24 protein-coding genes and 1 tRNA gene are annotated in these 25,540 nt (G+C 67.7%); 13 read left to right on the forward strand and 12 right to left on the reverse strand.

What is annotated here, in order from left to right:
• The first annotated feature begins 248 nt into the window (after positions 1–248).
• The 7 genes from argB (at position 249) to AC1VVG_RS16325 (ending at position 7,140) form a co-directional block, all read left to right on the forward strand.
• The gene (argB, locus tag AC1VVG_RS16295; RefSeq protein ID WP_034190249.1) at positions 249–1,148 is read left to right on the forward strand and encodes an acetylglutamate kinase; all 900 of its coding nucleotides are present in this window, start codon (positions 249–251) and stop codon (positions 1,146–1,148) included.
• Complete coding sequence (locus AC1VVG_RS16300) at positions 1,145–1,936, forward strand: HAD-IA family hydrolase (protein ID WP_034190248.1); 792 nt, start codon at positions 1,145–1,147, stop codon at positions 1,934–1,936. The genes argB and AC1VVG_RS16300 overlap by 4 nt, the downstream gene beginning before the upstream one ends.
• Positions 1,903–2,565 (forward strand): nucleoid occlusion factor SlmA, encoded by a 663-nt coding sequence (gene slmA / locus AC1VVG_RS16305; RefSeq protein ID WP_034190247.1) that lies wholly within the window; start codon positions 1,903–1,905, stop codon positions 2,563–2,565. Before AC1VVG_RS16300 ends, slmA begins: the two co-directional genes overlap by 34 nt.
• Positions 2,566–2,832: 267 nt before the next feature.
• Entirely contained in the window at positions 2,833–3,978 is a 1,146-nt protein-coding gene (gene metX / locus AC1VVG_RS16310) for a homoserine O-succinyltransferase MetX (RefSeq protein WP_034190246.1), read from the forward strand.
• Positions 3,975–4,583 carry a methionine biosynthesis protein MetW gene (gene metW, locus AC1VVG_RS16315; RefSeq protein ID WP_034179337.1) on the forward strand — a complete coding sequence of 203 codons (609 nt, stop codon included), beginning with the start codon at positions 3,975–3,977 and terminating at the stop codon, positions 4,581–4,583. Before metX ends, metW begins: the two co-directional genes overlap by 4 nt.
• A gap of 93 nt (positions 4,584–4,676) precedes the next feature.
• Positions 4,677–6,098: an AmpG family muropeptide MFS transporter gene (locus tag AC1VVG_RS16320; protein ID WP_059561492.1), complete on the forward strand. Its 1,422-nt coding sequence runs from the start codon at positions 4,677–4,679 to the stop codon at positions 6,096–6,098.
• Complete coding sequence (locus tag AC1VVG_RS16325) at positions 6,088–7,140, forward strand: M48 family metallopeptidase (protein ID WP_069706568.1); 1,053 nt, start codon at positions 6,088–6,090, stop codon at positions 7,138–7,140. Before AC1VVG_RS16320 ends, AC1VVG_RS16325 begins: the two co-directional genes overlap by 11 nt.
• A 9-nt stretch (positions 7,141–7,149) precedes the next feature.
• Here the strand turns inward: AC1VVG_RS16325 and AC1VVG_RS16330 are convergent, their stop codons facing one another.
• A complete protein-coding gene (locus AC1VVG_RS16330; RefSeq protein WP_034190243.1) occupies positions 7,150–8,094 on the reverse strand; it encodes an AraC family transcriptional regulator in 945 nt (314 codons plus the stop codon).
• Between the two features lie 227 nt (positions 8,095–8,321).
• Here AC1VVG_RS16330 and AC1VVG_RS16335 point away from each other — a divergent pair, with 227 nt between their 5' ends.
• Positions 8,322–9,374 carry an NAD(P)-dependent alcohol dehydrogenase gene (locus AC1VVG_RS16335; protein ID WP_034190242.1) on the forward strand — a complete coding sequence of 351 codons (1,053 nt, stop codon included), beginning with the start codon at positions 8,322–8,324 and terminating at the stop codon, positions 9,372–9,374.
• An 86-nt stretch (positions 9,375–9,460) separates the two neighbouring features.
• Here the strand turns inward: AC1VVG_RS16335 and AC1VVG_RS16340 are convergent, their stop codons facing one another.
• The 5 genes from AC1VVG_RS16340 to gatC form a co-directional block, all read right to left on the reverse strand.
• The gene (locus tag AC1VVG_RS16340) at positions 9,461–10,234 is read right to left on the reverse strand and encodes an exodeoxyribonuclease III (RefSeq protein WP_034190241.1); all 774 of its coding nucleotides are present in this window, start codon (positions 10,232–10,234) and stop codon (positions 9,461–9,463) included.
• A gap of 41 nt (positions 10,235–10,275) precedes the next feature.
• Complete coding sequence (locus AC1VVG_RS16345; protein ID WP_059561486.1) at positions 10,276–11,115, reverse strand: polyphosphate kinase 2 family protein; 840 nt, start codon at positions 11,113–11,115, stop codon at positions 10,276–10,278.
• Between the two features lie 118 nt (positions 11,116–11,233).
• Entirely contained in the window at positions 11,234–12,709 is a 1,476-nt protein-coding gene (gene gatB / locus AC1VVG_RS16350; RefSeq protein WP_034190239.1) for an Asp-tRNA(Asn)/Glu-tRNA(Gln) amidotransferase subunit GatB, read from the reverse strand.
• Positions 12,710–12,712: 3 nt separating this feature from the next.
• Positions 12,713–14,203 carry an Asp-tRNA(Asn)/Glu-tRNA(Gln) amidotransferase subunit GatA gene (gatA, locus tag AC1VVG_RS16355; protein WP_482835844.1) on the reverse strand — a complete coding sequence of 497 codons (1,491 nt, stop codon included), beginning with the start codon at positions 14,201–14,203 and terminating at the stop codon, positions 12,713–12,715.
• A 69-nt stretch (positions 14,204–14,272) separates the two neighbouring features.
• The gene (gatC, locus tag AC1VVG_RS16360; protein WP_034190237.1) at positions 14,273–14,572 is read right to left on the reverse strand and encodes an Asp-tRNA(Asn)/Glu-tRNA(Gln) amidotransferase subunit GatC; all 300 of its coding nucleotides are present in this window, start codon (positions 14,570–14,572) and stop codon (positions 14,273–14,275) included.
• A 367-nt stretch (positions 14,573–14,939) separates the two neighbouring features.
• On the opposite strand from gatC, the gene AC1VVG_RS16365 reads away from it, so the two are divergent.
• The 5 genes from AC1VVG_RS16365 to rodA all read left to right on the forward strand — a co-directional run bounded on the left by AC1VVG_RS16365 (position 14,940) and on the right by rodA (position 21,213).
• Positions 14,940–15,983 (forward strand): rod shape-determining protein, encoded by a 1,044-nt coding sequence (locus AC1VVG_RS16365; RefSeq protein ID WP_004189550.1) that lies wholly within the window; start codon positions 14,940–14,942, stop codon positions 15,981–15,983.
• Between the two features lie 125 nt (positions 15,984–16,108).
• A complete protein-coding gene (mreC, locus tag AC1VVG_RS16370) occupies positions 16,109–17,167 on the forward strand; it encodes a rod shape-determining protein MreC (protein WP_482835845.1) in 1,059 nt (352 codons plus the stop codon).
• Positions 17,164–17,676 (forward strand): rod shape-determining protein MreD, encoded by a 513-nt coding sequence (gene mreD, locus AC1VVG_RS16375; protein WP_006482567.1) that lies wholly within the window; start codon positions 17,164–17,166, stop codon positions 17,674–17,676. Before mreC ends, mreD begins: the two co-directional genes overlap by 4 nt.
• 94 nt (positions 17,677–17,770) lie before the next feature.
• Positions 17,771–20,053, forward strand: a complete 2,283-nt coding sequence (gene mrdA / locus AC1VVG_RS16380; RefSeq protein WP_034190235.1) for a penicillin-binding protein 2 — start codon at positions 17,771–17,773, stop codon at positions 20,051–20,053.
• 11 nt (positions 20,054–20,064) lie between these two features.
• Complete coding sequence (gene rodA / locus AC1VVG_RS16385) at positions 20,065–21,213, forward strand: rod shape-determining protein RodA (RefSeq protein WP_034190234.1); 1,149 nt, start codon at positions 20,065–20,067, stop codon at positions 21,211–21,213.
• An 82-nt stretch (positions 21,214–21,295) separates the two neighbouring features.
• Here rodA and AC1VVG_RS16390 read toward each other — a convergent pair whose 3' ends face one another.
• The 6 genes from AC1VVG_RS16390 to AC1VVG_RS16415 all read right to left on the reverse strand — a co-directional run bounded on the left by AC1VVG_RS16390 (position 21,296) and on the right by AC1VVG_RS16415 (position 25,487).
• Positions 21,296–22,048, reverse strand: a complete 753-nt coding sequence (locus AC1VVG_RS16390) for a tetratricopeptide repeat protein (RefSeq protein ID WP_034190233.1) — start codon at positions 22,046–22,048, stop codon at positions 21,296–21,298.
• On the reverse strand, positions 22,045–22,830 hold the full coding sequence (locus AC1VVG_RS16395) for an HpcH/HpaI aldolase family protein (RefSeq protein WP_034190232.1): 786 nt from the start codon (positions 22,828–22,830) through the stop codon (positions 22,045–22,047). The genes AC1VVG_RS16390 and AC1VVG_RS16395 overlap by 4 nt, the downstream gene beginning before the upstream one ends.
• Positions 22,831–23,147: 317 nt before the next feature.
• Positions 23,148–23,600, reverse strand: coding sequence for a 6-carboxytetrahydropterin synthase QueD (gene queD / locus AC1VVG_RS16400; protein ID WP_006482561.1), 453 nt, complete (start codon positions 23,598–23,600; stop codon positions 23,148–23,150).
• Positions 23,601–23,618: 18 nt separating this feature from the next.
• On the reverse strand, positions 23,619–24,251 hold the full coding sequence (gene queE, locus AC1VVG_RS16405) for a 7-carboxy-7-deazaguanine synthase (RefSeq protein WP_034190231.1): 633 nt from the start codon (positions 24,249–24,251) through the stop codon (positions 23,619–23,621).
• A 75-nt stretch (positions 24,252–24,326) separates the two neighbouring features.
• Positions 24,327–25,061: a 7-cyano-7-deazaguanine synthase QueC gene (gene queC, locus AC1VVG_RS16410; RefSeq protein ID WP_059561481.1), complete on the reverse strand. Its 735-nt coding sequence runs from the start codon at positions 25,059–25,061 to the stop codon at positions 24,327–24,329.
• Between the two features lie 350 nt (positions 25,062–25,411).
• Positions 25,412–25,487: transfer RNA gene (locus tag AC1VVG_RS16415), tRNA-Phe, on the reverse strand.
• Positions 25,488–25,540 lie beyond the last annotated feature (53 nt).

A 25,540-nucleotide genomic window follows, 5' to 3' on the forward strand; every position in this document is an offset into this window, starting at 1 on the left:
ATAGCGCGGCGCACGGATTTTGCACGCCGGCCGCCCGGCCGACGTCCGCCGCCAACCGGCGCGCATCGCCCTGCCGCGACCGCGCGCGCCCGGCCGCCGGAATCGCGCCGCGCCATAGCCGGCGGGCCGCCGCACGCCGTGCCACCTCGCGCCGCCGGCATTCCGGGCCGCCCAAAAACCCGATGCTGCGCTGCGCCACTCCTGTACAATTCGCCGTGTTTCAACCGTTCCCAGCCAGAGCCGCCGCCATGTCCGAGCCCATCGACCTCTCGCAGATCGCCCCGACGCTGAAAGCAGAAATCCTCGCCGAGGCGCTGCCGTACATCCGCCGTTACCACGGCAAGACCGTGGTCATCAAATACGGCGGCAACGCGATGACGGAAGAGCGGCTCAAGCAGGGCTTCGCGCGCGACGTGATCCTGCTGAAACTGGTCGGCATCAACCCGGTGATCGTCCACGGCGGCGGTCCGCAGATCGATCACGCGCTGAAGAAGATCGGCAAGGCCGGCACCTTCATCCAGGGCATGCGCGTCACCGACGAAGAGACGATGGAAGTCGTCGAGTGGGTGCTGGGCGGCGAAGTGCAGCAGGACATCGTGATGCTGATCAACCACTTCGGCGGTCACGCGGTGGGCCTGACGGGCAAGGACGGCGGCCTGATCCACGCGCGCAAGCTGCTGATGCCGGACCGCGACAACCCGGGCGAGTACATCGACATCGGCCAGGTCGGCGAAGTCGAGGCGATCAACCCGGCGGTCGTGAAGGCGCTGCAGGACGACGCGTTCATTCCGGTGATCTCGCCGATCGGCTTCGGCGAAGACGGCCTCTCGTACAACATCAACGCCGACCTCGTCGCCGGCAAGCTCGCGACCGTGCTGAACGCCGAGAAGCTGCTGATGATGACCAACATCCCCGGCGTGATGGACAAGGACGGCAACCTGCTGACCGATCTGTCCGCCCGCGAGATCGACGCGCTGTTCGAGGACGGCACGATCTCCGGCGGCATGCTGCCGAAGATCTCGTCGGCGCTCGACGCGGCGAAGAGCGGCGTGAAGTCGGTACACATCGTCGACGGCCGGATCGAGCATTCGGTGCTGCTGGAAATCCTGACCGAGCAGCCGTTCGGCACGATGATCCGCTCGCATTGAGCGCACGCCGCCAGTCGCCCGGCCCCGACCTGCCGGCCCCGCTGCGGCGCCGGCGCATCTCGCGCAGCCGGCCGCGCGCCGGCGCGCCCGTCTGGCTGTTCGACCTCGACAACACGCTGCACCACGCGTCGCACGCGATCTTTCCCGAGATCAACCGTGCGATGACGCAGTACATCGTCGACACGCTGCAGGTCGAGCGCGCCGAAGCCGACCGCCTGCGCACCGGCTACACCGAGCGCTACGGCGCCGCGCTGCTCGGCCTCACGCGCCATCACCCGATCGACCCGCACGACTTCCTGCGCGTGGTCCACACGTTTTCCGACCTGCCCGCGATGGTCCGCGCCGAGCGCGGCCTCGCGCGCATCGTCGCCGCGCTGCCGGGCCGCAAGCTGATCCTGACCAACGCGCCGGAAAACTATGCGCGCGCGGTGCTGCGCGAGCTGCGCATCGAGCGGCTGTTCGAGCGCGTGATCGCGATCGAGCACATGCGCGACCGCCGCACGTGGCGCGCGAAGCCCGATCACACGATGCTGCGCCGGACGCTGCGCGCCGCGCATGCCCGCCTGTCCGACGCGATCCTCGTCGAGGATACGCGCGGCCACCTGAAGCGCTACAAGCGTCTCGGCATCGGCACGGTATGGATCACCGGCCACCTGCCGGGCCATCTGCCCGTTACCGGGCGTCCCCACTATGTCGACCAGCGCATTCGTTCGCTAAAATCGCTCCGACTGGGCACACGATCGGGGCGACAAAAATGCAGCCGACTTACCCGCAGGACCAAGCCGTAACCGAAAGCCAGGCTACCCCCTCGCGCCCGCGCCCCAAGCCGGGCGAGCGCCGCGTCATGATCCTGCAGATGCTCGCGACGATGCTCGAGGCGCCGAAACCCGAGAAGATCACGACCGCCGCGCTCGCGGCCCGGCTCGACGTGTCGGAAGCCGCGCTGTACCGGCACTTCGCCAGCAAGGCGAAGATGTACGAAGGGCTGATCGAGTTCATCGAGCAGGCGCTGTTCGGGCTCGTCAACCAGATCGTCGCGAAGGAACCGAACGGCGTGCTGCAGGCCCGAACGATCGCGCTGACGATGCTCAATTTCGCCGCGAAGAACCCCGGGATGACGCGCGTGCTGACCGGCGAGGCGCTGGTCGGCGAGGACGAGCGGCTGACCGAGCGCGTGAACCAGCTGCTCGACCGCATCGAGGCGACCGTCAAGCAATGCCTGCGCGTCGCGCGCACCGAGGCGCAGGCGCCCGACGGCGCGACGCCCTTCGTGCTGCCAGCCGACTACGATCCCGCCGCCCGCGCGAGCCTGCTCGTCAGCTACGTGATCGGCCGCTGGCACCGCTTCGCGAAAGGCGGATTCCACAAGCCGCCGGGCGAGCAGGCCGATGCGCATCTGCGGCTGATCCTGCAGTGATCGGCGCCCGGCGGCACGCCGCGCCATGCGTGCCGGAATCCGCGCCGCGCAATTTCCGCTATACTTTGCCGACTGTCGCTCCTCGGGCGGCAGGTCGGAGCGCGCCGATTTGCTGACTCGATTGCGGGCGCGCGAACCGGCCGGGCGTTGACGATGTCTCCGTCCCGGCGGTTCACTACAAATGCGGCTAAAGAGGTCGTCAGCCGCGCATCTCCGACTCCGCGCCTCGCCGACACCATTTAGCCGCCCAGTCATAAGGCGGAACGAATGGAATCGATCGGCATCGTCGCTCCACAGACCATGCACTTCGCCGAACCGCTGCGCTTGCAAAGCGGCAGCGTGATCGGCAACTATCAGCTCGTCGTCGAGACGTACGGCGAGCTCAACGCCGCGCGCTCGAACGCGGTGCTCGTCTGCCACGCGCTCAACGCGTCGCACCACGTCGCCGGCGTCTACGCGGACGATCCGCGCAGCACCGGCTGGTGGGACAACATGGTCGGCCCCGGCAAGCCGCTCGACACCAACCGCTTCTTCGTGATCGGCGTGAACAACCTCGGCTCGTGTTTCGGCTCGACCGGCCCGATGAGCATCGATCCGTCGACCGGCAAGCCGTACGGTGCAAAGTTCCCGGTGGTGACCGTCGAGGACTGGGTGCATGCGCAGGCGCGCGTCGCCGACGCGTTCGGCATCGAGCGCTTCGCCGCGGTGATGGGCGGCAGCCTCGGCGGCATGCAGGCGCTCGCGTGGAGCCTGATGTATCCGGAGCGCGTCGCGCACTGCATCGACGTCGCGTCGACGCCGAAGCTGTCCGCGCAGAACATCGCGTTCAACGAGGTCGCGCGCTCGGCGATCCTGTCCGATCCCGACTTCCACGGCGGCGACTACTACGCGCACGGCGTGAAACCGAAGCGCGGCCTGCGCGTCGCGCGGATGATCGGCCACATCACGTACCTGTCCGACGACGACATGGCCGAGAAATTCGGCCGCGCGCTGCGCCGCGCCGACGGCGCGCTCGACGCGTACAACTTCAGCTTCGACGTCGAATTCGAGGTCGAATCGTACCTGCGCTACCAGGGCGACAAGTTCGCCGACTACTTCGACGCGAACACGTACCTGCTGATCACGCGCGCGCTCGACTACTTCGACCCGGCGAAGGCGTTCGACGGCAACCTGACGGCCGCGCTCGCGCACACGCAGGCGAAGTACCTGATCGCGAGCTTCTCGACCGACTGGCGCTTCGCGCCCGCGCGCTCGCGCGAGATCGTGAAGGCGCTGCTCGACAACAAGCGCACGGTCAGCTACGCGGAAATCGATGCGCCGCACGGTCACGACGCGTTCCTGCTCGACGACGCGCGCTATCACAACCTGATCCGCGCGTATTACGAACGAATCGCCAACGAGGTGGGTGCATGAACCAGCAAGCGCTGAATTCCCTGTCCGCGCGCGCGGATTTCCGCACGATCGCGCGCTGGGTCGAGCCGCGCTCGACCGTCCTCGACCTCGGCTGCGGCGACGGCTCGCTGCTGGCGCTGCTGATGGAGGAACTGGACGTCACCGGCTACGGCATCGAGCTGAACGACGCGGGCGTGCTCGCGAGCGCGAAGAACGGCATCAACGTGATCCAGCAGAATCTCGAGGACGGCCTGCGGCTGTTCGAGGACCACAGCTTCGACATCGCGATCCTGTCGCAAACGCTGCAGACGATCCACCAGACGGCCGCGATCCTGCGCGAAACGGCGCGCGTCGGCCGCGAGTGCATCGTGTCGTTCCCGAACTTCGGCTACTGGCCGCACCGGCTGTCGGTGCTGCACGGCCGCATGCCCGTGTCGAAATCGCTGCCGTACCAGTGGCACAACACGCCGAACGTGCGGGTGCTGACGATCAAGGATTTCGAGGCGCTCGCGCCCGAAGTCGGCGTCACGATCCTCGACCGCGTCGTGCTGCACGAGGGCCAGCCGATTCGATGGGGAGCGAACTGGCGTGGTAGTCTTGCTGTCTACCGCGTCAAGCGCAGCTGAGCCGGGGGGCCGTTGACGGACGCCGGGCCCGGCCCGCGCCGCCCCCGCCGCGCGCTGCCGCCGCAATCAGTCAACGCTACCCAGTTCCAGTCCATGTCGAAAACGCCACACGAGGCGCCCGCACTCACCGCTCACGAGGATCACCCCGGCTGGCGAGCCTATCTGAACACGCACATGCTGATCTGCGTGTTCCTCGGCTTCACGTCAGGCCTGCCTCTCTTCACGCTCGTCTACCTGGTGCAGGCATGGCTGCGCTCCGAGGGCGTGAACCTGAAGGAAATCGGCCTGTTCGCGCTGATCCAGTTCCCGTATACGTGGAAGTTCCTGTGGGCGCCGCTGATGGACCGCTACATCCCGCGCCTGCCCGGCTGGCGGCCGGGCCGCCGGCGCGGCTGGATGCTGCTCACGCAGGTGCTGGTCGCCGGCGCGATCGCCGCGCTCGGCTTCGTGTCGCCGCGCGACTCGATCTGGACGGTCGCCGCGCTCACGACGCTCGTCGCGTTCTTCGGCGCGAGCTCCGACATCGTGATCGACGCGTACCGCCGCGAGCTGCTGCGCGACACCGAGCAGGGCCTCGGCAACGCGGTGCACGTGAACGCGTACAAGCTCGCCGCGCTGATCCCCGGCTCGCTGGCGCTGATCCTGTCCGACCACATGCCGTGGGACGCGGTGTTCGCGCTCACCGGCGCGTTCATGCTGCCGGGCATCCTGATGACGCTGCTCGTGCGCGAGCCCGAAGTGGTCGGCACGCCGCCGCGCAACCTGCGCGACGCGATCGTGCTGCCGTTCCGCGAATTCATCCAGCGCGACGGCTGGGCCGGCGCGCTGCTCGTCATCGCGTTCATCTTCCTGTTCAAGATCGGCGACACGATGGCCACCACGCTGTCGACGTCGTTCTTCCTCGACATCGGCTTCTCGCGCACCGAGATCGGCATTGTCGCGAAGACCACCGCGCTCGTCGCGAGCGTCGCCGGCGGCATCATCGGCGGCATCTGGCTCGTGAAGATCGGCATCGGTCGCGGGCTGTGGATCTTCGGCGCGCTGCAGATGGTGTCGACGCTCGGCTTCGCGTGGCTCGCGCAGCTCGGCCCCGGCTCGCCGGTACTCGCGATGCTGTACGACTTCACCGTCTCGACGAGCCATGCGATCGCATCGGCGCTGTCGGTGTTCGGCATCGCCGTCGCGCCGCAATTCAGCCCGATGACGGTCGCGCTCGCGATCGTCTACGGGTTCGAAACCTTCACGACGGGCCTGACGATGGCCGCGTTCGTCGCCTATATCGCGAGCACGACCGACCCGCGCTACACGGCCACGCAGTTCGCGCTGTTCACGAGCCTCGCGTCGGTGCCGCGCACGCTCGCGTCGGCCGCGAGCGGCTTCATCGTCGCGAAGATCGGCTGGTTCGACTACTTCATCGTGTGTACCGCGCTCGCGATTCCCGGCATGCTGCTGCTGTTCAAGATCGCGCCGTGGAACGGTACCGCCCGCAACGGCGAGGCCAGCCGTGCGCAGTGACCGCCTGCACCGCGTCGCGCGCGCGGCGGCCTCGCTGAGCATCGGCGCCGCGGCACTTGCGGCGTCGTTCGCGCACGCATCCGACGCCGCCGCGACCGCGGCGGGCTCCGGGCCCGCCGCACCGCCCGCGCCGGCGACTTCCGCCGCGCCCGTGGCGCCGTCCGCCGCCGAAGCCGCGCAGCCGACCGGCGCCGCCGCGCCGGCGAAGGCGTATGCGCAAACGCCTCAGCAGCAGGTCCGCTACGGCAACGCGATCGCGTTCCGCACGCTGATCCCGTCGCCGCTGCTCGAACAGCTCACCGCGAACGAATATGCGCAGATCGTGCAGACGGCCGCCGACAGCAACCGGCTGCTGCCCGCGAACCAGCCGCGCGTGAAACGCCTGCGCGCGATCGTCGCGAAGCTCGCGCCGTATTCGGTGAAGTGGAACGACCGCGTGAAGAGCTGGGCCTGGGACGTCAACGCGATCCGCTCGCGCGACATCCGCCTGACCTGCCTGCCGGGCGGCAAGGTGCTCGTGTACGGCGGCATGCTCGACCGCATCCGCCTGAACGACGACGAGCTCGGCGTGCTGCTCGCGCACGGCATCGCGCACGCGCTGCGCGAACACGCGCGCAGCAACTTCAGCGCGACGTCGCAGACGTCGCTGCGGGCGGCCGCGCTGCCGCCGCTGTTCGGCGTCGGCGATCCGCTGCCGCAGGCGCTGAATCTCGGCGAGCGCCTGCAGTCGCTTCACTACGAGCCGACCGACGAGACCGAAGCCGACGTGATCGGCGGCGACATCGCCGCACGCGCGGGCTTCGATCCGCGCGCCGCGATCACGCTGTGGGACAAGCTCGCGGTCGCGACGCGCGCGAACAAGGCGACGGGCTTCATCTACACGCATCCGTACAGCACCGCGCGACGCCAGGACCTGCTGAACCGGCTGCCCGACCTGATTCCGCTGTATGCGAAGGCGATCGGCAAGCGGGTCGACGCGCTGCCCGACTATGCGGGCATCAGCGCGCAACGGCGCAAGGTCGTCCGGCGCGCCGCCGGGTAACGCCGGACGCTACGCGTCCACCCCGGTCGCGACTGGGCGGACCCCGCTTTCACGCATCCAGCGCACCTCGTCACCGGGGCTGCGGCCGAACAGCCGCTTGAACTCGCGGCTGAACTGCGACGCGCTCGCATAACCGACGCGCGCGGCCGCCGTGCCGGCGCCCATCCCGTCCTGCACCATCATCAGCCGCGCCTGGTGCAGCCGCGCGGCCTTCACGTACTGCATCGGCGACGTCGCCGTCACGTGCTTGAACTGCGCGTGGAACACCGCGAGGCTCATTCCGGCCTCGCGCGCGAGCGTCTCGACGTCGAGGTCGGCGTTCAGTTCCGCATGGATGCGCCGCAGCGCCTTCGCGATACGGCCGAAGTGATGCTGCTGCACGAGCGCCGCGCGCATCGCGTCGCCCTGCTCGCCCGTCAGCACGCGATAGGCGATCTCGCGCATGATCGCGGGCCCCAGCACGCGCGTGTCGTGCGGCGATGCGAGCGCTTCGAGCAGCCGCACGACCGCGTCGGCCAGCGGCGCGTCGAGCGGCGTCGAATAGACGCCGAGCGGTTCGCTGACGGCCGCGCCGAGCGTCTCGTCGAGCAGGATCGCGAGCTCGGCGATCACCGCGAGGTCGACGCGGATCGAGATCGCGAGAAACGGCTCGTCCATGCTCGCGAAGGTCTCGCATTCGAACGGCAGCGGCACCGACAGCACCAGGTACTGCTGCGCGTCGTAGACGAACGAGCGGTCGCCGAGATAGCCGAGCTTGCGCCCCTGGCACACGACAATGATGCTCGGTTCGTACAGCACGGGCAGGCGCGGCACGGGACGGCTCACGCGGATCAGGCGCACGCCGTCGAGCGCCGCGAGCGTATCGCCCTCGTTCGGCGCGAGATGCGTGTGCAGCTCGATCATGCGGCGCTGCACGCGGTCGCCCGCGTCGGCCAAAAGGGGTTGGAAGCTCATCGGCGTGGTCCTGCGCGGCAAGAGAATCTGGCTTGCAATGTAGCAGCCTGCACGCGTTTTGACGGCTGTTCGCGTGCAGTTCAAGAGGAATAGGCAAATCTTCGAGACCTTCGTGTATTTCGCCGGCGCGCCGCGATCCTTACGATGACGTCCTGCCTCGCCGCATCGCCACATGATGCGACGGCAGTCTGTTTCGCCGGATCCGTTCCGGACAAGGAGCCCATCGCATGAGCACTACCTATGCCTACGCGGCGACCGATTCGCAGTCGCCGCTCGCCCCGTTCGAATTCCAGCGTCGCGCGCTGCGCGACCTCGACGTCCAGATCGACGTCCTCTACTGCGGCGTCTGCCACTCGGACCTGCACCAGGCGCGCAACGAATGGCGCAACACGATCTACCCGGTCGTGCCGGGTCATGAGATCGTCGGCCGCGTGACGGCGACCGGCCCGCAGGTCTCGCGCTTCAAGGTCGGCGAGCTGGTCGGCGTCGGCTGCCTCGTCGATTCGTGCCGCACCTGCCCGAGCTGCGCCGAAGGGCTCGAGCAGTATTGCGAGAACGGCTTCGTCGGCACCTACAACGGCCAGGATCGCGTGACGGGCGACGTCACGTACGGCGGCTATTCGACGCAACTCGTCGTCGACGAGGCGTTCGTGCTGCGCGTGCCGGACACGCTCGACCCGGCCGGCGCCGCGCCGCTCCTGTGCGCGGGGATCACGACCTACTCGCCGCTGCGGCAGTGGAACGTCGGCCCCGGCAAGAAGGTCGGCATCGTCGGGCTCGGCGGCCTCGGCCACATGGGCGTGAAGCTGGCGCGCGCGATGGGCGCGCACGTCGTGCTGTTCACGACGTCGCCGTCGAAGATCGAGGACGGCAAGCGCGTCGGCGCGCACGAAGTCGTGATCTCGAAGGACGAAGCGCAGATGAACGCGCACCTGAACAGCTTCGACTTCATCCTGAACACGGTCGCCGCGCAGCACGACCTGAACCCGTTCCTGCACCTGCTGAAGCGCGACGGCACGATGACGCTCGTCGGCGCGCCGGAACACGATCACCCGTCGCCGCAGGTGTTCAACCTGATCTTCAAGCGCCGCCGCCTCGCGGGCTCGCTGATCGGCGGGATCGCGGAAACGCAGGAAATGCTCGACTTCTGCGCGCAGCACGGGATCACGTCGGATATCGAGACGATTCCGATGCAGCAGATCAATGCCGCTTACGAGCGGATGCTGAAGAGCGACGTGAAGTACCGCTTCGTGATCGACATGGCGTCGATCAAGCAGTAAGCCCCGCTTCAAACGAAACGGGCCGCATGTTCGACATGCGGCCCGTTTCGCATTCGGCGACTGCGCACGCGGCGCAGCGCCGGCAATCACTTCGCGTAGTCGTAGTCGATCGTCAGCGGCGCGTGATCGCTGAACTTGATGTCCTTGAAGATCGACGTGCGTTTCGCGGTACCGGCCACGCCCGGCGTCGCGATCTGGTAGTCGATCCGCCACCCGACGTTCTTCGCGTACGCCTGGCCGCGATTGCTCCACCACGTGTACTGCTCGGGACGCGGGTCGAGCGTGCGGAACACGTCGACATAACCGACGTCGTCGAACAGCTTCGTGAGCCATTCACGCTCTTCCGGCAGGCAACCCGAGTTCTTCTGGTTGCTCTTCCAGTTCTTGATGTCGATTTCCTTGTGGACGATGTTCACGTCGCCGCACAGGATCACCTCGCGCTTCTTCTTGAGCTGCGCGAGGTGCGGCATGAATTCGTCCATGAAGCGGTACTTCGCCTGCTGGCGCTCCTCGCCGCTCGAACCGGACGGCACGTACACCGACACGACCGACAGCTTGCCGTAGCGCGCCTCGACGTAGCGCCCTTCGGCATCGAATTCGCTGCTGCCGAAGCCGATGATCACGTCGTCGGGTTCGCGGCGGCTGTACACGCCCGCGCCGCTGTAGCCCTTCTTCTCGGCGTGGTGGAAATAGCTCTTGAAGCCGTGCGGCTCGACGAATTCGGCCGGCAGGTCGTCGGCCGATACCTTGATTTCCTGCACGCACACGCAATCGGCGTTCTGTTCGCCGAGCCAGTCGAAGAAGCCCTTCTTCGCGGCGGAGCGGATGCCGTTCAGGTTGGCGGTAATCACTCGCATCATGTCGGGTTCCGTTCAGTTCGATGTTTTTACAGGGTGGCAGCTTAACGGATCTTCACGCCTTCGAGCTCGGGCTTCGGCGGCGGGAATTCCAGCTTCATGTTGGTCATCGTGCGCAGCAGCAGCTCGGCGATCATCACGTTGCGGTGCGTCTTCGAGTTCGCGGGGATCACGTACCACGGCGCATGCTCGACCGACGTCGCGGCGAGGGCGTCGCGGTATGCGGACTGGTAGGCGTCCCAGTGCTTGCGCGCATCGAGATCGGCGATGTCGAACTTCCAGTGCTTGGTCGGATCGTCGATGCGCGCCTGCAGCCGCGCGCGCTGCTCGTCCTTCGAGATGTGCAGGAAGCACTTGACGATCGTCGTGCCGTTTTCGTGCAGCATCGTCTCGAAATCGCGGATCTGCCGGTAGCGGCGCTCGCACTCCTTCGCGTCGATCGCGTCGAGCACGCGCGGCACCAGCACGTCTTCGTAGTGGCTGCGGTTGAAGATCGCGAGCTCGCCCGCGGCCGGCACCTGCGCGTGCACGCGCCACAGGAAATCGTGCGCGGCCTCGATCGGCGTGGGCGCCTTGAACGACACGACGCGCAGGCCGAGCGGGTCGACCTCGCGGAACACCGCGCGCACGGTGCCGTCCTTGCCGCTGGTGTCCATCCCCTGCAGCACGAGCAGCACGCGCTTCTTCTGCTGCGTGTGCAGGCGCTCCTGCTGGACGTCGAGCTCGGTCGACACGGCCGACAGGCGTTCGCGGTCGGCGTCCTTCGAGCCGGACGAAAACGGCTTCGCGGCCGGGTCGAACGCATCGAGCTTGAATGCGGCGGCTTCCTTCTCGCGCGTGAATTCAGGCACGCGGAAATCGTCGAGAGACGGTTGTTTCGCCATTCGTTCCTCCGTTGGACGGTGTGGCGCATACGATAACGCATCCGCCAAACGCAACGGGCCGCCCCGAACTGGTTCGAGGCGGCCCGCCGTCAAGCGCGGTTCAGGCGCGCGGTCATGCTCAGCCGAGCTTCTTCTTCAGCAGTTCGTTGACCTGCTGCGGATTGGCCTTGCCCTTGGTCGCCTTCATCGCCTGGCCGATCAGCGCGTTGAACGCCTTTTCCTTGCCCGCGCGGAATTCCTCGACCGACTTCGCGTTCGCCGCGAGCACGTCGTCGATGATCGCTTCCAGCGCGCCGGTGTCGGAGATCTGCTTGAGCCCCTTCGCGTCGATGATGCGGTCGGCCGCACCTTCGTCGGTCGCCTTCTCGTCCCAGATCGTCGCGAAGATTTCCTTCGCGATCTTGTTCGAGATCGTGCCGTCGGCGATGCGCTGCAGCAACAGCGCGAGCTGCGCGGCCGACACGGGGATCGCGTCGATCTCGATGCCGTCGCGGTTCAGCTGCGACGACACGTCGCCCATCAGCCAGTTCGCGACGGTCTTTGCGTTCGCCGCGCCGGCCTTCGCGACCACCGACTCGAAATACGCGGCCATCGCCTTGCTCGACGTCAGCACGCCCGCGTCGTACGCGGACACGCCGTACTCGTCGGCGAAGCGCTGCTGCATCGCGGCCGGCAGCTCGGGCATCCCGGACTGCACGCGCTCGATCCAGTCCTGGCCGATCACGAGCGGCATCAGGTCGGGGTCGGGGAAGTAGCGGTAGTCGTGCGCGTCTTCCTTGCTGCGCATCGAACGCGTCTCGCGCTTGTCCGGATCGTAGAGGCGCGTTTCCTGCACGACCTCGCCGCCGTCCTCGATCAGCTCGATCTGGCGACGCACTTCATAGTTGATCGCTTCCTCGAGGAACCGGAACGAGTTCAGGTTCTTGATTTCCGCGCGCGTGCCGAACTTCTCCTGGCCGACCGGGCGTACCGACACGTTCGCATCGCAGCGGAACGAGCCTTCCTGCATGTTGCCGTCGCAGATGCCGAGCCACACGACGAGCCCGTGCAGCGCCTTCGCGTACGCGACGGCCTCGGCCGCGCTGCGCATTTCCGGCTCGGTGACGATCTCGAGCAGCGGCGTGCCCGCGCGGTTCAGGTCGATCCCCGTCATCCCGGCGAAGTCCTCATGCAGCGACTTGCCCGCATCTTCCTCGAGGTGCGCACGGGTCAGGTTGACCGTCTTCTCGTAGGCCGGCTTGCCGGCCTTCTCGTTGGCGGGCACCTGGATCGTGATCCGGCCGCCCTGCACGACCGGAATCTCGTACTGGCTGATCTGATAACCCTTCGGCAGATCGGGGTAGAAATAATTCTTGCGCGCGAAGATGCTGCGCGGCGCGATGGTCGAGCCGATCGCGAGGCCGAAGCGGATCGCCCGCTCGACCGCACCGCGGTTCAGCACCGGCAGCACGCCCGGCAGCGCCAGGTCGACCGGGCAGGCCTGCGTGTTCGGCTCGGCGCCGAACTGCGTCGACGCGCCCGAGAAAATCTTCGAGACGGTCGACAGTTGCGCGTGCGTCTCGAGACCGATGACGACTTCCCATTGAGTAGCCATTGCTTACACCCCTGCCGGAACTTGCTTGTGCCAGTCGGTCGCGCGCTGGAACGCGTCGGCGACCTGCAGCATCCGGGCTTCGTTGAAATAGTTGCCGATGATCTGCAGGCCGACCGGGCGCTTCGCGTTCGCGCCCGCGCCGAAGCCGCACGGCACGCTCATGCCGGGAAGACCGGCGAGGCTCACCGACAGCGTGTAGATGTCCGCGAGATACATCTGCACCGGATCGTCGCCCTTCGCGCCGAGATCCCATGCGACCGTCGGCGACGCCGGGCCCATGATCACGTCGCAAGTCTTGAACGCTTCCTGGAAATCGTTCGCGATGATGCGGCGGATCTTCTGCGCCTGCAGGTAGTACGCGTCGTAGTAGCCGTGCGACAGCACGTACGTGCCGACCAGGATGCGGCGCTTCACCTCGGGGCCGAAGCCTTCGGCGCGCGACTTCTTGTACATGTCGAGCAGGTCGCCGTACTGCGCGGCACGATGGCCGAAACGCACGCCGTCGAAACGCGACAGGTTCGACGACGCTTCCGCCGGCGCGATCACGTAGTACACGGGGATCGACAGTTCCGTCTTCGGCAGCGACACCGGCACGAGCGTCGCGCCGAGCGCCTCATACTGCTTCAGCGCCGCGTCGATCGCCGCGCGCACGTCGTCGGCGAGGCCGTCGCCGAAATACTCGTTCGGCAGGCCGATACGCAGGCCCGCGAGCGGCTTGCCCGCATCGTTGCCGGCCGCCCACGGCTGGCCGAGGTGGCGCGTGAAATCCTCGTCGTCGCGCTCGAGGCTCGTCGAGTCGCGCTCGTCGAAGCCGGCCATCCCGTTCAGCAGCAGCGCGCAGTCGGACGCGCTCTGCGCCATCGGGCCGCCCTGGTCGAGCGACGACGCGAACGCGATCATCCCGTAGCGCGACACGCGGCCGTAGGTCGGCTTGATGCCCGTCACGCCCGCGAACGACGCGGGCTGGCGGATCGAGCCGCCGGTGTCGGTGCCGGTTGCCGCCGGCGCGAGGCGCGCGGCGACGGCGGCCGAGCTGCCGCCCGAGCTGCCGCCCGGCACGGCGTTCGTGTCCCACGGGTTCTTCACCGCGCCGAACGCGGAATTCTCGTTCGACGAGCCCATCGCGAACTCGTCCATGTTGGTCTTGCCGAGCGTGACCATGCCGGCCGCCTGCAGGCGGGCGACGACGGTCGCGTCGAACGGGCTCTCGTAGTTCGCGAGCATCTTCGAGCCGGCGGTCGAGCGCCAGCCGCGCGTGACGAAGACGTCCTTGTGCGCGATCGGCAGGCCGGTGAGCGCGCCGCCCGCGCCGCGCGCGAGTTCCGCGTCGGCGGCTTTCGCCTGCGCGAGGGTCAGGTCGGTGTCGACCTGGACGAACGCGTTCAAGTCGCGTGCGGCGTCGATCCGCTTCAGGTAGAGCTGCGCGAGCTCGACGGCCGAGCACTCCTTGGCGGCGAGCGCGGCGCGCAGTTCGGTGAGGCTTTTTGCGTGCATTGAGTGGTTTTCCTGGGAATTCTGGGTGGCGCGCGGCGCAGGGCGGCCGGCGCGCTTGTCATCGAATGCTTACTCGATCACCTTCGGCACGAGGTAGAGGCCGTCCTGGACGGCCGGCGCCGGACGCTGGTTGTCGTCGCGATTGACGACTTCCGTCACGGCGTCGTCGCGCAGGCGCTGCGCGACTTGCTGGATCTGTTCGATCGGGTGGGCGAGCGGCGCGATGCCGGCGGTGTCGACCGCCTGCATCTGCTCGACGAGCCCGAAGAATTCATTGAGCTGGCCGAGCATGTGCTCGGCGTCGGCGTCGGCCATTTCGAGTCGCGCGAGGTGCGCGATGCGTTTCACATCGGTCAGGGTCAGGGCCATGCGATCACCGGAAAAACAAGGCTGCGCAGCGCATCGAAAGCAGCGCTGCGGCGGGGGGTTGGAGGGTGCGATCCCACCCTCAAAAATCGGGGCCGAAGCGGCAAAAATACCGCCCGTTTCGATTCAAATACCGTGAAATTATAAGGTATCATTACGCGTTCGACCCAAACCCGGCAGCCTTTTCCCGCACCGTTTCGCCCCGCTTCGGCAAGCCGTGCGTGCTTCGTGCGATCCCCGGTAGACATCACTCGCAGCTTCGTGCGCCGCGGCGGCCGCTTCCGCCACGCTTCCCGAGGCTGTTATTTTTTCCGCTGCCGCCCTCAGCGTCCGCTAAGCAGGGCCGGCCCAGAGCGAAACAGGATTCTGAATGTTCGGTTTTTTGCGCAGCTACTTCTCCAACGATCTTGCGATCGACCTCGGCACCGCAAACACCCTGATCTACATGCGCGGCAAGGGCATCGTCCTCGATGAGCCGTCCGTCGTGTCGATCCGCCAGGAAGGCGGCCCCAACGGCAAGAAGACGATCCAGGCGGTCGGCAAGGAAGCCAAGCAGATGCTCGGCAAGGTGCCGGGCAACATCGAGGCGATCCGCCCGATGAAGGACGGCGTGATCGCCGACTTCACCGTCACCGAGCAGATGATCAAGCAGTTCATCAAGACCGCTCATGAATCGCGCATGTTCTCGCCGTCGCCGCGCATCATCATCTGCGTGCCGTGCGGCTCGACCCAGGTCGAGCGCCGCGCGATCAAGGAAGCCGCGCACGGCGCCGGCGCATCGCAGGTCTACCTGATCGAGGAGCCGATGGCGGCCGCGATCGGCGCGGGCCTGCCGGTGTCGGAAGCCACCGGCTCGATGGTCGTCGACATCGGCGGCGGCACGACCGAAGTCGGCGTGATCTCGCTCGGCGGCATCGTGTACAAGGGTTCGGTGCGCGTCGGCGGCGACAAGTTCGACGAGGCGATCGTCAACTACATCCGCCGCAACTACGGGATGCTGATCGGCGAACAGACCGCCGAGGCGATCAAGAAGGAAATCGGCTCCGCGTTCCCGGGCTCCGAAGTCAAGGAAATGGAAGTGAAGGGCCGCAACCTGTCGGAAGGCATTCCGCGCAGCTTCACGATCTCGAGCAACGAAATCCTCGAGGCGCTGACCGATCCGCTGAACCAGATCGTGTCGTCGGTGAAGATCGCGCTCGAGCAGACGCCGCCCGAACTCGGCGCCGACATCGCCGAACGCGGGATGATGCTGACGGGCGGCGGCGCGCTGCTGCGCGACCTCGATCGCCTGCTCGCGGAAGAAACCGGCCTGCCGGTGCTCGTCGCCGAAGATCCGCTCACCTGCGTCGTGCGCGGTTCGGGCATGGCGCTCGAGCGCATGGACAAGCTGGGCAGCATCTTCTCGTACGAGTGATCGTCTAGGCAGTTCCCTGACATGACGCACCCGCGGCGTGGCCGGATCGCTCGTTCAGAACGAACCGCCGCGCCGTTTGCGCGTCTGAGCATCATTTAACCGATCACACGCGCCCGGCGCCGACCATGGAATACAGTCCGCCGCCCCTCTTCAAGCAAGGTCCGCCCGCGCTCGCGCGGCTCATCTTCTTCGTTGCCCTCGCCATCGCGCTCCTCGTGTCGGACGCGCGCTTCAGCACGCTCGAAATCGTGCGCGGCGTGCTCGGCACCGTGCTCTATCCGCTGCAGCGCGCGGCACTCGTGCCGCGCGACCTGTTCATGGGCGCGGCCGACATCGCCGTCACCGGCGCGTCGCTGCGCCACGAGAACGACGATCTGCGCAAACGCAACCTGCAGTTGTCCACGCAGGCCAACCAGGCCGCCGTGCTCACGCAGGAAAACGCGCACCTGCGCGCGGTGCTCGAGCTGCGCCAGCACATCGCGACGCAATCGACGCCGGTCGAGATCCAGTACGACACGAGCGATCCGTTCACGCAGAAGATCGTGATCGGACAAGGCTCGCAACAGGGCATCCAGAACGGCTCGCCCGTCGTCAGCGAGGACGGCGTGATCGGCCAGGTCACGCGCGTGTTCCCGCTGCAGGCCGAAGTCACGCTGGTCACCGACCGCGATCTCGCGATTCCCGTGCAGGTGCTGCGCACCGGCCTGCGCAGCGTGATCTACGGCACGCCGAAGGGCGATTCGCTCGACCTGCGCTTCGTGCCGACGAGCGCGGATCTCGTCGCCGGCGACGAACTCGTCACGAGCGGCCTCGACGGCGTCTATCCGCCCGGCCTGCCGGTCGCGAAGGTCGCGCGCGTCGACAAGCTCGCCGATACCGCATTCGCACGTGTGACCTGCGCGCCGATCGCCGCCGTGCGCGGCGCGCGCCAGATGCTCGTGCTGCATTACCAGAACGACATCCCGCCGCGCCCGGCCGAGCCCGATCCGGCCGCCGACAAGAACGCGAAGGGCAAGAAGGGCGCGAAAGCCGCCGCGAAGGGCGAGAAGGCCGACGCGAACGCGAAGCCGGCCGCCGCGACCCCGCCGGCCGCGAAGCCTGCACCGGCGGCGCCCGCCGCTCCGGCCAGGCCGGCCGCCGCGCCCGCGAAGCCCGCGGCCGGGCAACCAGGAGCCCAGCGATGAACCGCCCGCAATACATCCTGCAGCCGGTCAATCCGTACTTCATCGTCTTCAGCCTCGCCGCCGCGTTCCTGCTGAACCTGATGCCGTGGGGCCGCCTGCCCGGCGTGCCCGACTTCGTCGCGCTCGTGCTGCTGTTCTGGAACATCCATCAGCCGCGCAAGGTCGGGATGGGCGTCGCGTTCGCGCTCGGCATCCTGATGGACGTGCACGACGCGGGGCTGCTCGGCGAGCACGCGCTCGCCTATACGCTGCTGTCGTACGGCGCGATCACGATCCACCGCCGCGTGCTGTGGATGCCGATCGGCGTGCAGGTGCTGTATGTCACGCCGCTGCTCGTCGTCGCGCAGCTCGTGCCGTTCGTGATCCGTCTGCTGATGGGCGCGGCGTTTCCGGGCTGGCGCTACCTCGTCGACGGCTTCGTCGAAGCCGCGCTGTGGCCGATCGCGAGCCACCTGCTGCTGATGCCGCAACGCCGCCCGGTCGATCCGGACGACACGCGCCCCATCTGAGCCGGACCGACCTTGAATACCCGCCGCCCCCACGCCCGTTGCGCCCAGGGGCGGCACCTCGCCCGCCCGCGCGGGCCAGACCGCCCCTAACCGCATGACCGAATTCAACGACACCCAACAGCAGCTCTCGAAGTTCCGCCTGCGCGTCGCGGCGGCGGGCGTGTTCGTGTTCGTCTGCTTCGGGCTACTCGCGAGCCGCTTCTTCTACCTGCAGCTGATGCAGCACGGCAAATACGCGCTGCAGGCCGAGGAGAACCGCATCTCGGTCGCGCCGATCGTGCCGAACCGCGGGATCATCACCGACCGCAACGGCGTGATCCTCGCGAAGAACTATTCGGCGTACACGCTCGAGATCACGCCGTCGAAGCTCGACGACACGCTCGACAACACGATCGACAAGCTGTCCGAGATCGTCCCGATCGACGCGCGCGACCGCCGCCGCTTCAAGAAGCTGCAGGAAGACTCGAAGAACTTCGAGAGCCTGCCGATCCGCACGCGGCTCACCGACGCGGAAGTCGCGCGTTTCACCGCGCAGCGCTTCCGCTTCCCCGGCGTCGACGTACGCGCGCGGCTGTTCCGGCAATATCCGCTCGGCATGACGGCCGCGCACGTGATCGGCTACATCGGCCGGATCTCGAAGCGCGACCAGGATCGCATCGACGCGATGAGCGACGACAACGACAGCGACCAGGAAAACTACGATCCGCGCCGCGACGCGAACAACTACAAGGGCACCGACTACATCGGCAAGATCGGCGTCGAGCAGAGCTACGAGACCGAGCTGCACGGGCTGACGGGCTTCGAGGAAGTCGAGGTGACGGCCGGCGGCCGGCCGGTGCGCACGCTGTCGCGCACGCAGGCGACGCCCGGCAACAACCTCGTGCTGTCCCTCGACATCGGGCTGCAGCAGGTCGCCGAGCAGGCGTTCGCCGGCAAGCGCGGCGCGCTCGTCGCGATCGAACCGAAAACGGGCGACGTGCTCGCGTTCGTGTCGTCGCCGAGCTTCGACCCGAACTCGTTCGTCGACGGCATCGACCAGCAGACCTGGGACGAGCTGAACAACTCGCCCGACAAGCCGCTGCTGAACCGCCCGCTGCACGGCACCTACCCGCCCGGCTCGACCTACAAGCCGTTCATGGCGCTCGCGGGCCTGACGCTCGGCAAGCGCACGCCGGGCTGGGGCTTCCAGGATCCCGGCTACTTCACGTTCGGCGGCCACACGTTCCGCAACGACGTGCGTTCGGGCCAGGGCTGGGTCGACATGAACAAGGCGATCATGGTGTCGAACGACACCTACTTCTACATGCTCGCGCGCGACCTCGGCGTGAACGCGATCGCGAACTTCATGAAGCCGTTCGGCTTCGGCCAGATCACCGGGATCGACATCCAGGGCGAGGCGCGCGGGATCCTGCCGTCGACCGACTGGAAGAAGAAGGCGTTCAAGAAGGCCGCGCAGCAGAAGTGGTTCGACGGCGAAACGATCAGCCTCGGGATCGGCCAGGGCTACAACTCGTTCACGATCCTGCAGCTGGCTCACGCGACCGCGACGCTCGCGAACAACGGCGTCGTGATGAAGCCTCACCTCGTGAAGGAAGTCGAGGATCCGATCACGCGCGCGCGCCACCTGACCGTGCCGAAGGAAAGCGAGGTGATCCCGCTCAAGGCGGCCGACATCGACGTCGTGAAGCGCGGGATGGAGAACGTGATCGAGAACCCGTCCGGCACCGCGTACAAGGTATTCCGCGGCGCGCCGTACCTCGCGGCCGGCAAGACCGGTACCGCGCAGGTGTTCTCGCTGCAGGGCTCGAACTACAAGGGCCACCTGCTCGCCGAGCACCTGCGCGACCACGCGCTGTTCATCGCGTACGCGCCGGTCGACCACCCGCAGATCGCCATCGCGCTGGTCGTCGAGAACGGCGGCTGGGGCGCGCAGGCCGCCGGCCCGATCGCACGCCGCGTGCTCGACTACTATCTGGTCGAGCGCCAGAACCCGAAGAACGAGGCGGCGGCCGTGGCGGCCGCCGCGTCGGCGACCGAACCCATCAGCGCACCGGTGATCGGCGATGCGACCAAGCCCGCTGCCGTCGCGGCCGGCTTCAAGGCGCTGCCGCAGCCGGTCGTGCCGACCGCGGCCAGCGCGGCGGATGCGGCATCGGCTGCCTCGGCCGCCGCCGCATCGGACGCAGCCGCCAGCGCGGCCCAGCCGGCCGACGCGAGCGCCGCGGCGCCGAGGGCCGCGAGCCTGCCGCCGATCCGGCGCCCGCACCGGCCGCGCCGGCCCGCCAGCGATGCGCAGCCGCTTGCCGCCGCGCCGCGGGACGACAACCACCGCGCGACGGCCCCCGCGAAAGCGGCGGACGCCGGCACCGCTCATTAACGGAGAAAGGCATGCAATTCGACAAGCGCGCCTGGCTCGACAAGATCAAGCAGATGTTCGCGGGCTTCGACCGCCCGCTCGCCCTCATCGTGTTCCTGCTGCTGTGCGTCGGCATCGTCACGCTGTACAGCGCATCGATCGACATGCCGGGCCGCGTCGAGGATCAGCTGCGCAACATCCTGCTGACCTTCGTGCTGATGTGGGTGATCGCCAACATTCCGCCGACCACGCTGATGCGCTTCGCGGTCCCGCTCTATACGTTCGGGGTCGCGCTGCTGATTGCGGTCGCGCTGTTCGGGATGACCAAGAAGGGCGCGAAGCGCTGGCTGAACGTCGGCGTCGTGATCCAGCCGTCCGAAATCCTCAAGATCGCGACACCGCTGATGCTCGCGTGGTACTACCAGCGCCGCGAGGGCGGGCTGCGCTGGTACGACTTCGTCGCCGCGTTCGGGATCCTGATGGTGCCGGTCGGGCTGATCGCGAAGCAGCCCGACCTCGGCACGGGCCTGCTCGTGTTCGCGGCCGGCTTCTTCGTGATCTACCTTGCCGGCCTGTCGTTCAAGCTGATCGTGCCGGTGCTCGTCGCGGGCGTGATCGCGGTCGGCTCGATCGCCGTGTTCGAGGAGCGCATCTGCCAGCCGGACGTGCAGTGGCCGCTGATGCACGATTATCAGAAGCACCGCGTGTGCACGCTGCTCGACCCGACCTCCGACCCGCTGGGCAAGGGCTTCCACACGATCCAGGCCGTGATCGCGATCGGCTCGGGCGGCGTGCTCGGCAAGGGCTATCTGAAAGGCACGCAGGCGCACCTCGAATTCATTCCGGAAAAGCACACCGACTTCATCTTCGCGGTGTTCTCGGAGGAATGGGGGCTCGTCGGCGGGCTCGTGCTGCTGACGCTGTACATGGCGCTGATCGCGCGCGGGCTCTACATCGCCGCGCAAGGCGCGACGCTGTTCGGCCGCCTGCTCGCGGGCTCGCTCACGCTCGCGTTCTTCGTCTACGCGTTCGTCAACATCGGGATGGTGAGCGGCGTGCTGCCGGTCGTCGGCGTGCCGCTGCCGTTCATGAGCTACGGCGGCACCGCGCTCACGACGCTCGGCATCGCGATCGGGATGATCATGAGCGTCGGGCGGCAGCGGCGGCTGATGAAGAGCTGACCGCGCGGCCTGCCCCGCGGTCGAGGAAAACGGCGCTCCGGGGCGCCGTTTTTCATGGAACGGACCACAACGCCGCGTGCGCTCATGGCGGCGGCGCGTGCGGCCCGCCCGGCTCCGCCGCGCCGCCCGGTGCCGGCCCCTGCGACTTCAGCCGCGCGCTCAGTTCCTTGAATTTCAGCCCGGCCGTCTCGTCGCCCTGCGCGGCCGCCGCCGCGTAATACGCCCGCGCGATGTTCAGGTTCTGCGCGACGCCGTCGCCGCCGCGCTCGTAGAACGACGCGGTCACGTACTGCGCGGTCGGCTCGCCGGCGTCGGCGGCCTGCTTGTACCACCCGAACGCCTGCCGGTTGTCGCGCGGCGTGCCGCGCCCGTCGAGGAACTGGTTCGCGAGCGACAGCTCGGCCTGCACGTGCCCCTGCTTCGCCGCCCGCAGGAACCAGCGATGCGCTTCGGCCGGGTCGCGCGCGACGAACTCGCCGTCGTCGAACATCCGGCCGTACACGTATTGCGCATGCGACATGTTCGCGTCGGCCGCGCGCTTCAGCCAGCGCAACCCTTCGTCGACGTTCGCGGTCACGCCCTCGCCCGTCAGCAGCATCATCGCGTAGTTGAATTGCGCGAGACGATCGCCGCGCTCGGCCGCGTCGTGGAACTGCACCAGCGCCGCGCGATAGTCGCCGGCGTTGTAGTCCGCGACCGCCGACTGCGTCTCGCGCGACGGATCGGGCTTCGCTTGCGGCGTGCCCTGCGCGGCCGCCGCGATACACAGGGCCCACAGGCCGACCATCACGCCGATCCGCGCGCGCACGCCGCATTCACCGCTGCCGCCGTTCATGACCGTACCTCCTGCAATGCCTGCCGCGTCGCGCGCAACAGCCAGCTCACGTCGGCCGACACCGTGATCATCCGGTAGCCGGCCTCGCGGTACTGGCGCGCGGCCGCCGTGTCGCCGGCGAAGATACCGACCGCGACGCCGGCCTGCCGGCCGGCCGCCAGCACGCGCGCCATCGCGGTTTCGACGTCCGGGTGGCGGATGTCGCCGAGATGCCCGAGGCTCGCCGCGAGATCGGCCGGGCCGACGAACAGGCAGTCGATGCCCGGCGTCGCCGCGATCCGCTCGACTTCGTCGACACCGCGCGCCGATTCGATCTGCACGATCACCGCGACCTGCGCGTTCGCCGTCTGCACGTAATCGCGGCGCATGCCGAATGCCGCCGCGCGCACCATGCCCGCGACGCCGCGCAGCCCGTCGGGCGAATCGGGCGACGGATAGCGCGTTAGCCGCACCGCGTGCGCGGCTTCGTCGGGCGTCTCGATGCCGGGGAACATCAGCGTGCGCGCGCCGGCGTCGAGCGCGCGCTTCACGAGCCACGGCTCGCGCGCCGGCACCCGCACGACGGGCTCGCTCGGCAGGTGGGCGGCCGCGATCGCGCGCAGCTGCGAGGCCACGTCGCGGCTGTCGTTCGGCGCATGCTCCATGTCGATGCAGAGCCAGTCGTAGCCGGCATGCGCAAGCGCTTCCGCGGCCGACTCGCTGCCGAGCGACAGCCACAGGCCGTACAGCGGATCGTCGCCATCACGCAGGCGTTGTTTGAGGGAATTGGTGAGCGTGCTCATCGATACGGCCTCCTGGACGGAACGGCAATCGAACGGGACAAGCAACAGGCGAGGCGGGACGCAACCCGTCGTGCAGTGCGGCACGGCGGCGGCACCAGGATCGCCCCTGGAATCGTTAGTCGGCGACAGGCAGCCGATCTGACAGCGCATGCCGTACGACGGCGCACGGGCATCGTGTCCGGTGCCACTCGACGATCATAGCGCGCGGTTACGCGGAATGTGGGAACAGGCGGGATGCGGCGCCGGCGCGGGTCGAAGCCGCACGGCACGGTGACGGGCAGCCCGCACCGGCCGGCGCGGGCTGCCGGGAAGGAAAATCAGCGGCCGGGCTGGCGCTCGACGTCGGCCCAGCAGTTCGGCGTTTCGTACAGCCGCACGCGCTCGAGGCGCAGGTTCACGCCGTAGTGCGCGTCGTACACGTTCGCGAGGAGGTCGAACGCGATCGCGGCGAGGTTCTCGACGGTCGGGATCCGGTCGATCACGACGGTCTTGTGGTCGGCCATCTGCTCGAGGAACGAGCGCACGACCTCGTCGCGCGCATAGACCAGGAACGCGTGATCCCACTTGCTGACGAGGTGCTCCATCGCGAGCGCCTTCACGTCGGCGAAATCCATCACCATGCCGCGGTCGGGCGCCCCCTCGGTATCGACGAGATCGCCGCGCAGCGTGATTTCGAGCACGTAGCGATGGCCGTGCAGGTTCCTGCACTGGCTGCGGTGATCGGGGATGCGGTGGCCCGCGTCGAATTCGAGTTTTCGGGTAATCAGCACGATGTCAAAAGCCGGGGCTCAGGGAATGTTCAGATATTTGTGGGTCTGCATCGACAGCCGCCACTGCGGATGACGCTTGCACCAGTCGATCGCGAGCTTCGTATTGAGGTCGCGCGACGGGCCGTCCATCGGCTGGACCAGGAAGTACTCGAAGTCGAGCTTCGCATAGTCGGCCAGCCGCTGGTTGTCCTGCGGGATCACGACCTTCAGCTCGTTGCCCTTCGTGACGACGAGCGGCGCGTCGGCCTTCGGGCTCACGCAGATCCAGTCGATCGATTCGAGCACCGGCAGCGAGCCGTTGGTCTCGATCGCGATCTCGAAGCCGGCCGCGTGCAGCGCGTCGACGAGCGGCTGGTCGAGCTGCAGCATCGGCTCGCCGCCCGTGCAGACGACGAAGCGGTGCGCCTCGCCCTCCGGCCACAGGCCGGCGATCGTCGCGACGAGCGCATCGGCGTCCTTGAACTTGCCGCCGTTCTCGCCGTCGGTGCCGACGAAGTCGGTATCGCAGAAGCGGCACACGGCCTCCGCACGATCCTCTTCGCGGCCCGACCACAGGTTGCAGCCGGCGAACCGGCAGAACACGGCCGGCCGGCCCGCATTCGCGCCCTCGCCCTGCAACGTGTAGAAAATTTCCTTGACCGCGTAAGTCATCGTGCTTCGTCCGGCTCGCGCCGCTCGTTGTCGATCAGAATCCGTTATTCATGCGGCGCTGCCGGCGCATCCGCGTCACAGCGGCGCTTCGGTCACCCGCTCGCCCTTCAGGTAAGCCTCGTAGCCGCGCTTGCGCAGCTTGCAGGCCGGGCACTCGCCGCAGCCGAAGCCCCAGTCGTGCAGTTCCGCGCGCTCGCCCACGTAGCACGTGTGCGTCTCGACGCGGATCAGTTCGACGAGCGCTTCGCCGCCGAGCTGTTCGGCCAGTTGCCAGGTCTGTGCCTTGTCGAGCCACATCAGCGGCGTCTCGAGCACCATGCGCGTATCCATCCCGAGATTCAGCGCAACCTGCAGCGCCTTCATCGTGTCGTCGCGGCAGTCGGGGTAGCCCGAGAAATCGGTCTCGCACATCCCGCCGACCAGTACGCGCAGCCCGCGGCGATAGGCGATCGCCGCGGCGATCGTCATGAACATCAGGTTGCGGCCCGGCACGAACGTGTTCGGCAGGCCGTTCGCCGTCGTCTCGATCTCGATCGTGCGTGTCATCGCGGTATCGCTGATCGCGCCGAGCACCGACAGGTCGATCATGTGATCGTCGCCGAGCCGGTCCGACCATGCGGGAAAATCGCGCTTCAGCGCTTCGCGCACGCCTTCGCGACATTCGAGCTCGACGATATGGCGCTGGCCGTAATCGAAGCCGAGCGTCTCGACCGTCTGGTAGCGTTCGAGGGCCCATGCCACGCACGTGGCCGAGTCCTGCCCGCCGGAAAACAACACGAGCGCGCCGTCTTTAGCGTCTGTCCGAGTCACCGTGATACTCCGTGAATGTGTAGGCTCGCGTCGCGCTCCGACCCTGGGCCGGCTGCCGCCGGGCGGCCCGACGCGGCCGGCCCGCGCCGGCTCGACCAGTATAGGCAGCGCGGTCGGCCGCGAACGCGGCGGCGCGCTTATACCGTCCATCGCGCAGCATCGTTGCCGCATGCCGCGGCGGCGTGCGCTTCGCAGCCTGCCGTGCGCGTGAAGCGATGCGCTAAGTCATTGAGCGGGCACGGATTTTATCATGCCCCTGCGAATGCTGCCGGCCATGCCGCCCACGACACGCGATACCCACCACAAACGAAAAACCCCAAGAACCTTCCGATTCTTGGGGTTTTAAATGCTGGTGGCCTGGGACGGAATCGAACCATCGACACGCGGATTTTCAATCCGCTGCTCTACCAACTGAGCTACCGGGCCAACGAAGAATGAAAGTATATCGAGCTATTCGTACCTGAGCAAGTGCTTTCGCA

The sequence above is a fragment of the Burkholderia sp. L-4 genome, assembly GCF_056856535.1.

Coding starts and splice junctions, on each gene's coding strand:
- argB (WP_034190249.1), top strand. CDS start 249: ATGTCCGAGCCCATCGACCTCTCGCAGATCGCCCCGACGCTGAAAGCA.
- slmA (WP_034190247.1), top strand. CDS start 1,903: ATGCAGCCGACTTACCCGCAGGACCAAGCCGTAACCGAAAGCCAGGCT.
- metX (WP_034190246.1), top strand. CDS start 2,833: ATGGAATCGATCGGCATCGTCGCTCCACAGACCATGCACTTCGCCGAA.
- metW (WP_034179337.1), top strand. CDS start 3,975: ATGAACCAGCAAGCGCTGAATTCCCTGTCCGCGCGCGCGGATTTCCGC.
- AC1VVG_RS16320 (WP_059561492.1), top strand. CDS start 4,677: ATGTCGAAAACGCCACACGAGGCGCCCGCACTCACCGCTCACGAGGAT.
- AC1VVG_RS16330 (WP_034190243.1), bottom strand. CDS start 8,094: ATGAGCTTCCAACCCCTTTTGGCCGACGCGGGCGACCGCGTGCAGCGC.
- AC1VVG_RS16335 (WP_034190242.1), top strand. CDS start 8,322: ATGAGCACTACCTATGCCTACGCGGCGACCGATTCGCAGTCGCCGCTC.
- AC1VVG_RS16340 (WP_034190241.1), bottom strand. CDS start 10,234: ATGATGCGAGTGATTACCGCCAACCTGAACGGCATCCGCTCCGCCGCG.
- AC1VVG_RS16345 (WP_059561486.1), bottom strand. CDS start 11,115: ATGGCGAAACAACCGTCTCTCGACGATTTCCGCGTGCCTGAATTCACG.
- gatB (WP_034190239.1), bottom strand. CDS start 12,709: ATGGCTACTCAATGGGAAGTCGTCATCGGTCTCGAGACGCACGCGCAA.
- gatA (WP_482835844.1), bottom strand. CDS start 14,203: ATGCACGCAAAAAGCCTCACCGAACTGCGCGCCGCGCTCGCCGCCAAG.
- gatC (WP_034190237.1), bottom strand. CDS start 14,572: ATGGCCCTGACCCTGACCGATGTGAAACGCATCGCGCACCTCGCGCGA.
- AC1VVG_RS16365 (WP_004189550.1), top strand. CDS start 14,940: ATGTTCGGTTTTTTGCGCAGCTACTTCTCCAACGATCTTGCGATCGAC.
- mreC (WP_482835845.1), top strand. CDS start 16,109: ATGGAATACAGTCCGCCGCCCCTCTTCAAGCAAGGTCCGCCCGCGCTC.
- mreD (WP_006482567.1), top strand. CDS start 17,164: ATGAACCGCCCGCAATACATCCTGCAGCCGGTCAATCCGTACTTCATC.
- mrdA (WP_034190235.1), top strand. CDS start 17,771: ATGACCGAATTCAACGACACCCAACAGCAGCTCTCGAAGTTCCGCCTG.
- rodA (WP_034190234.1), top strand. CDS start 20,065: ATGCAATTCGACAAGCGCGCCTGGCTCGACAAGATCAAGCAGATGTTC.
- AC1VVG_RS16390 (WP_034190233.1), bottom strand. CDS start 22,048: ATGAACGGCGGCAGCGGTGAATGCGGCGTGCGCGCGCGGATCGGCGTG.
- AC1VVG_RS16395 (WP_034190232.1), bottom strand. CDS start 22,830: ATGAGCACGCTCACCAATTCCCTCAAACAACGCCTGCGTGATGGCGAC.
- queE (WP_034190231.1), bottom strand. CDS start 24,251: ATGACTTACGCGGTCAAGGAAATTTTCTACACGTTGCAGGGCGAGGGC.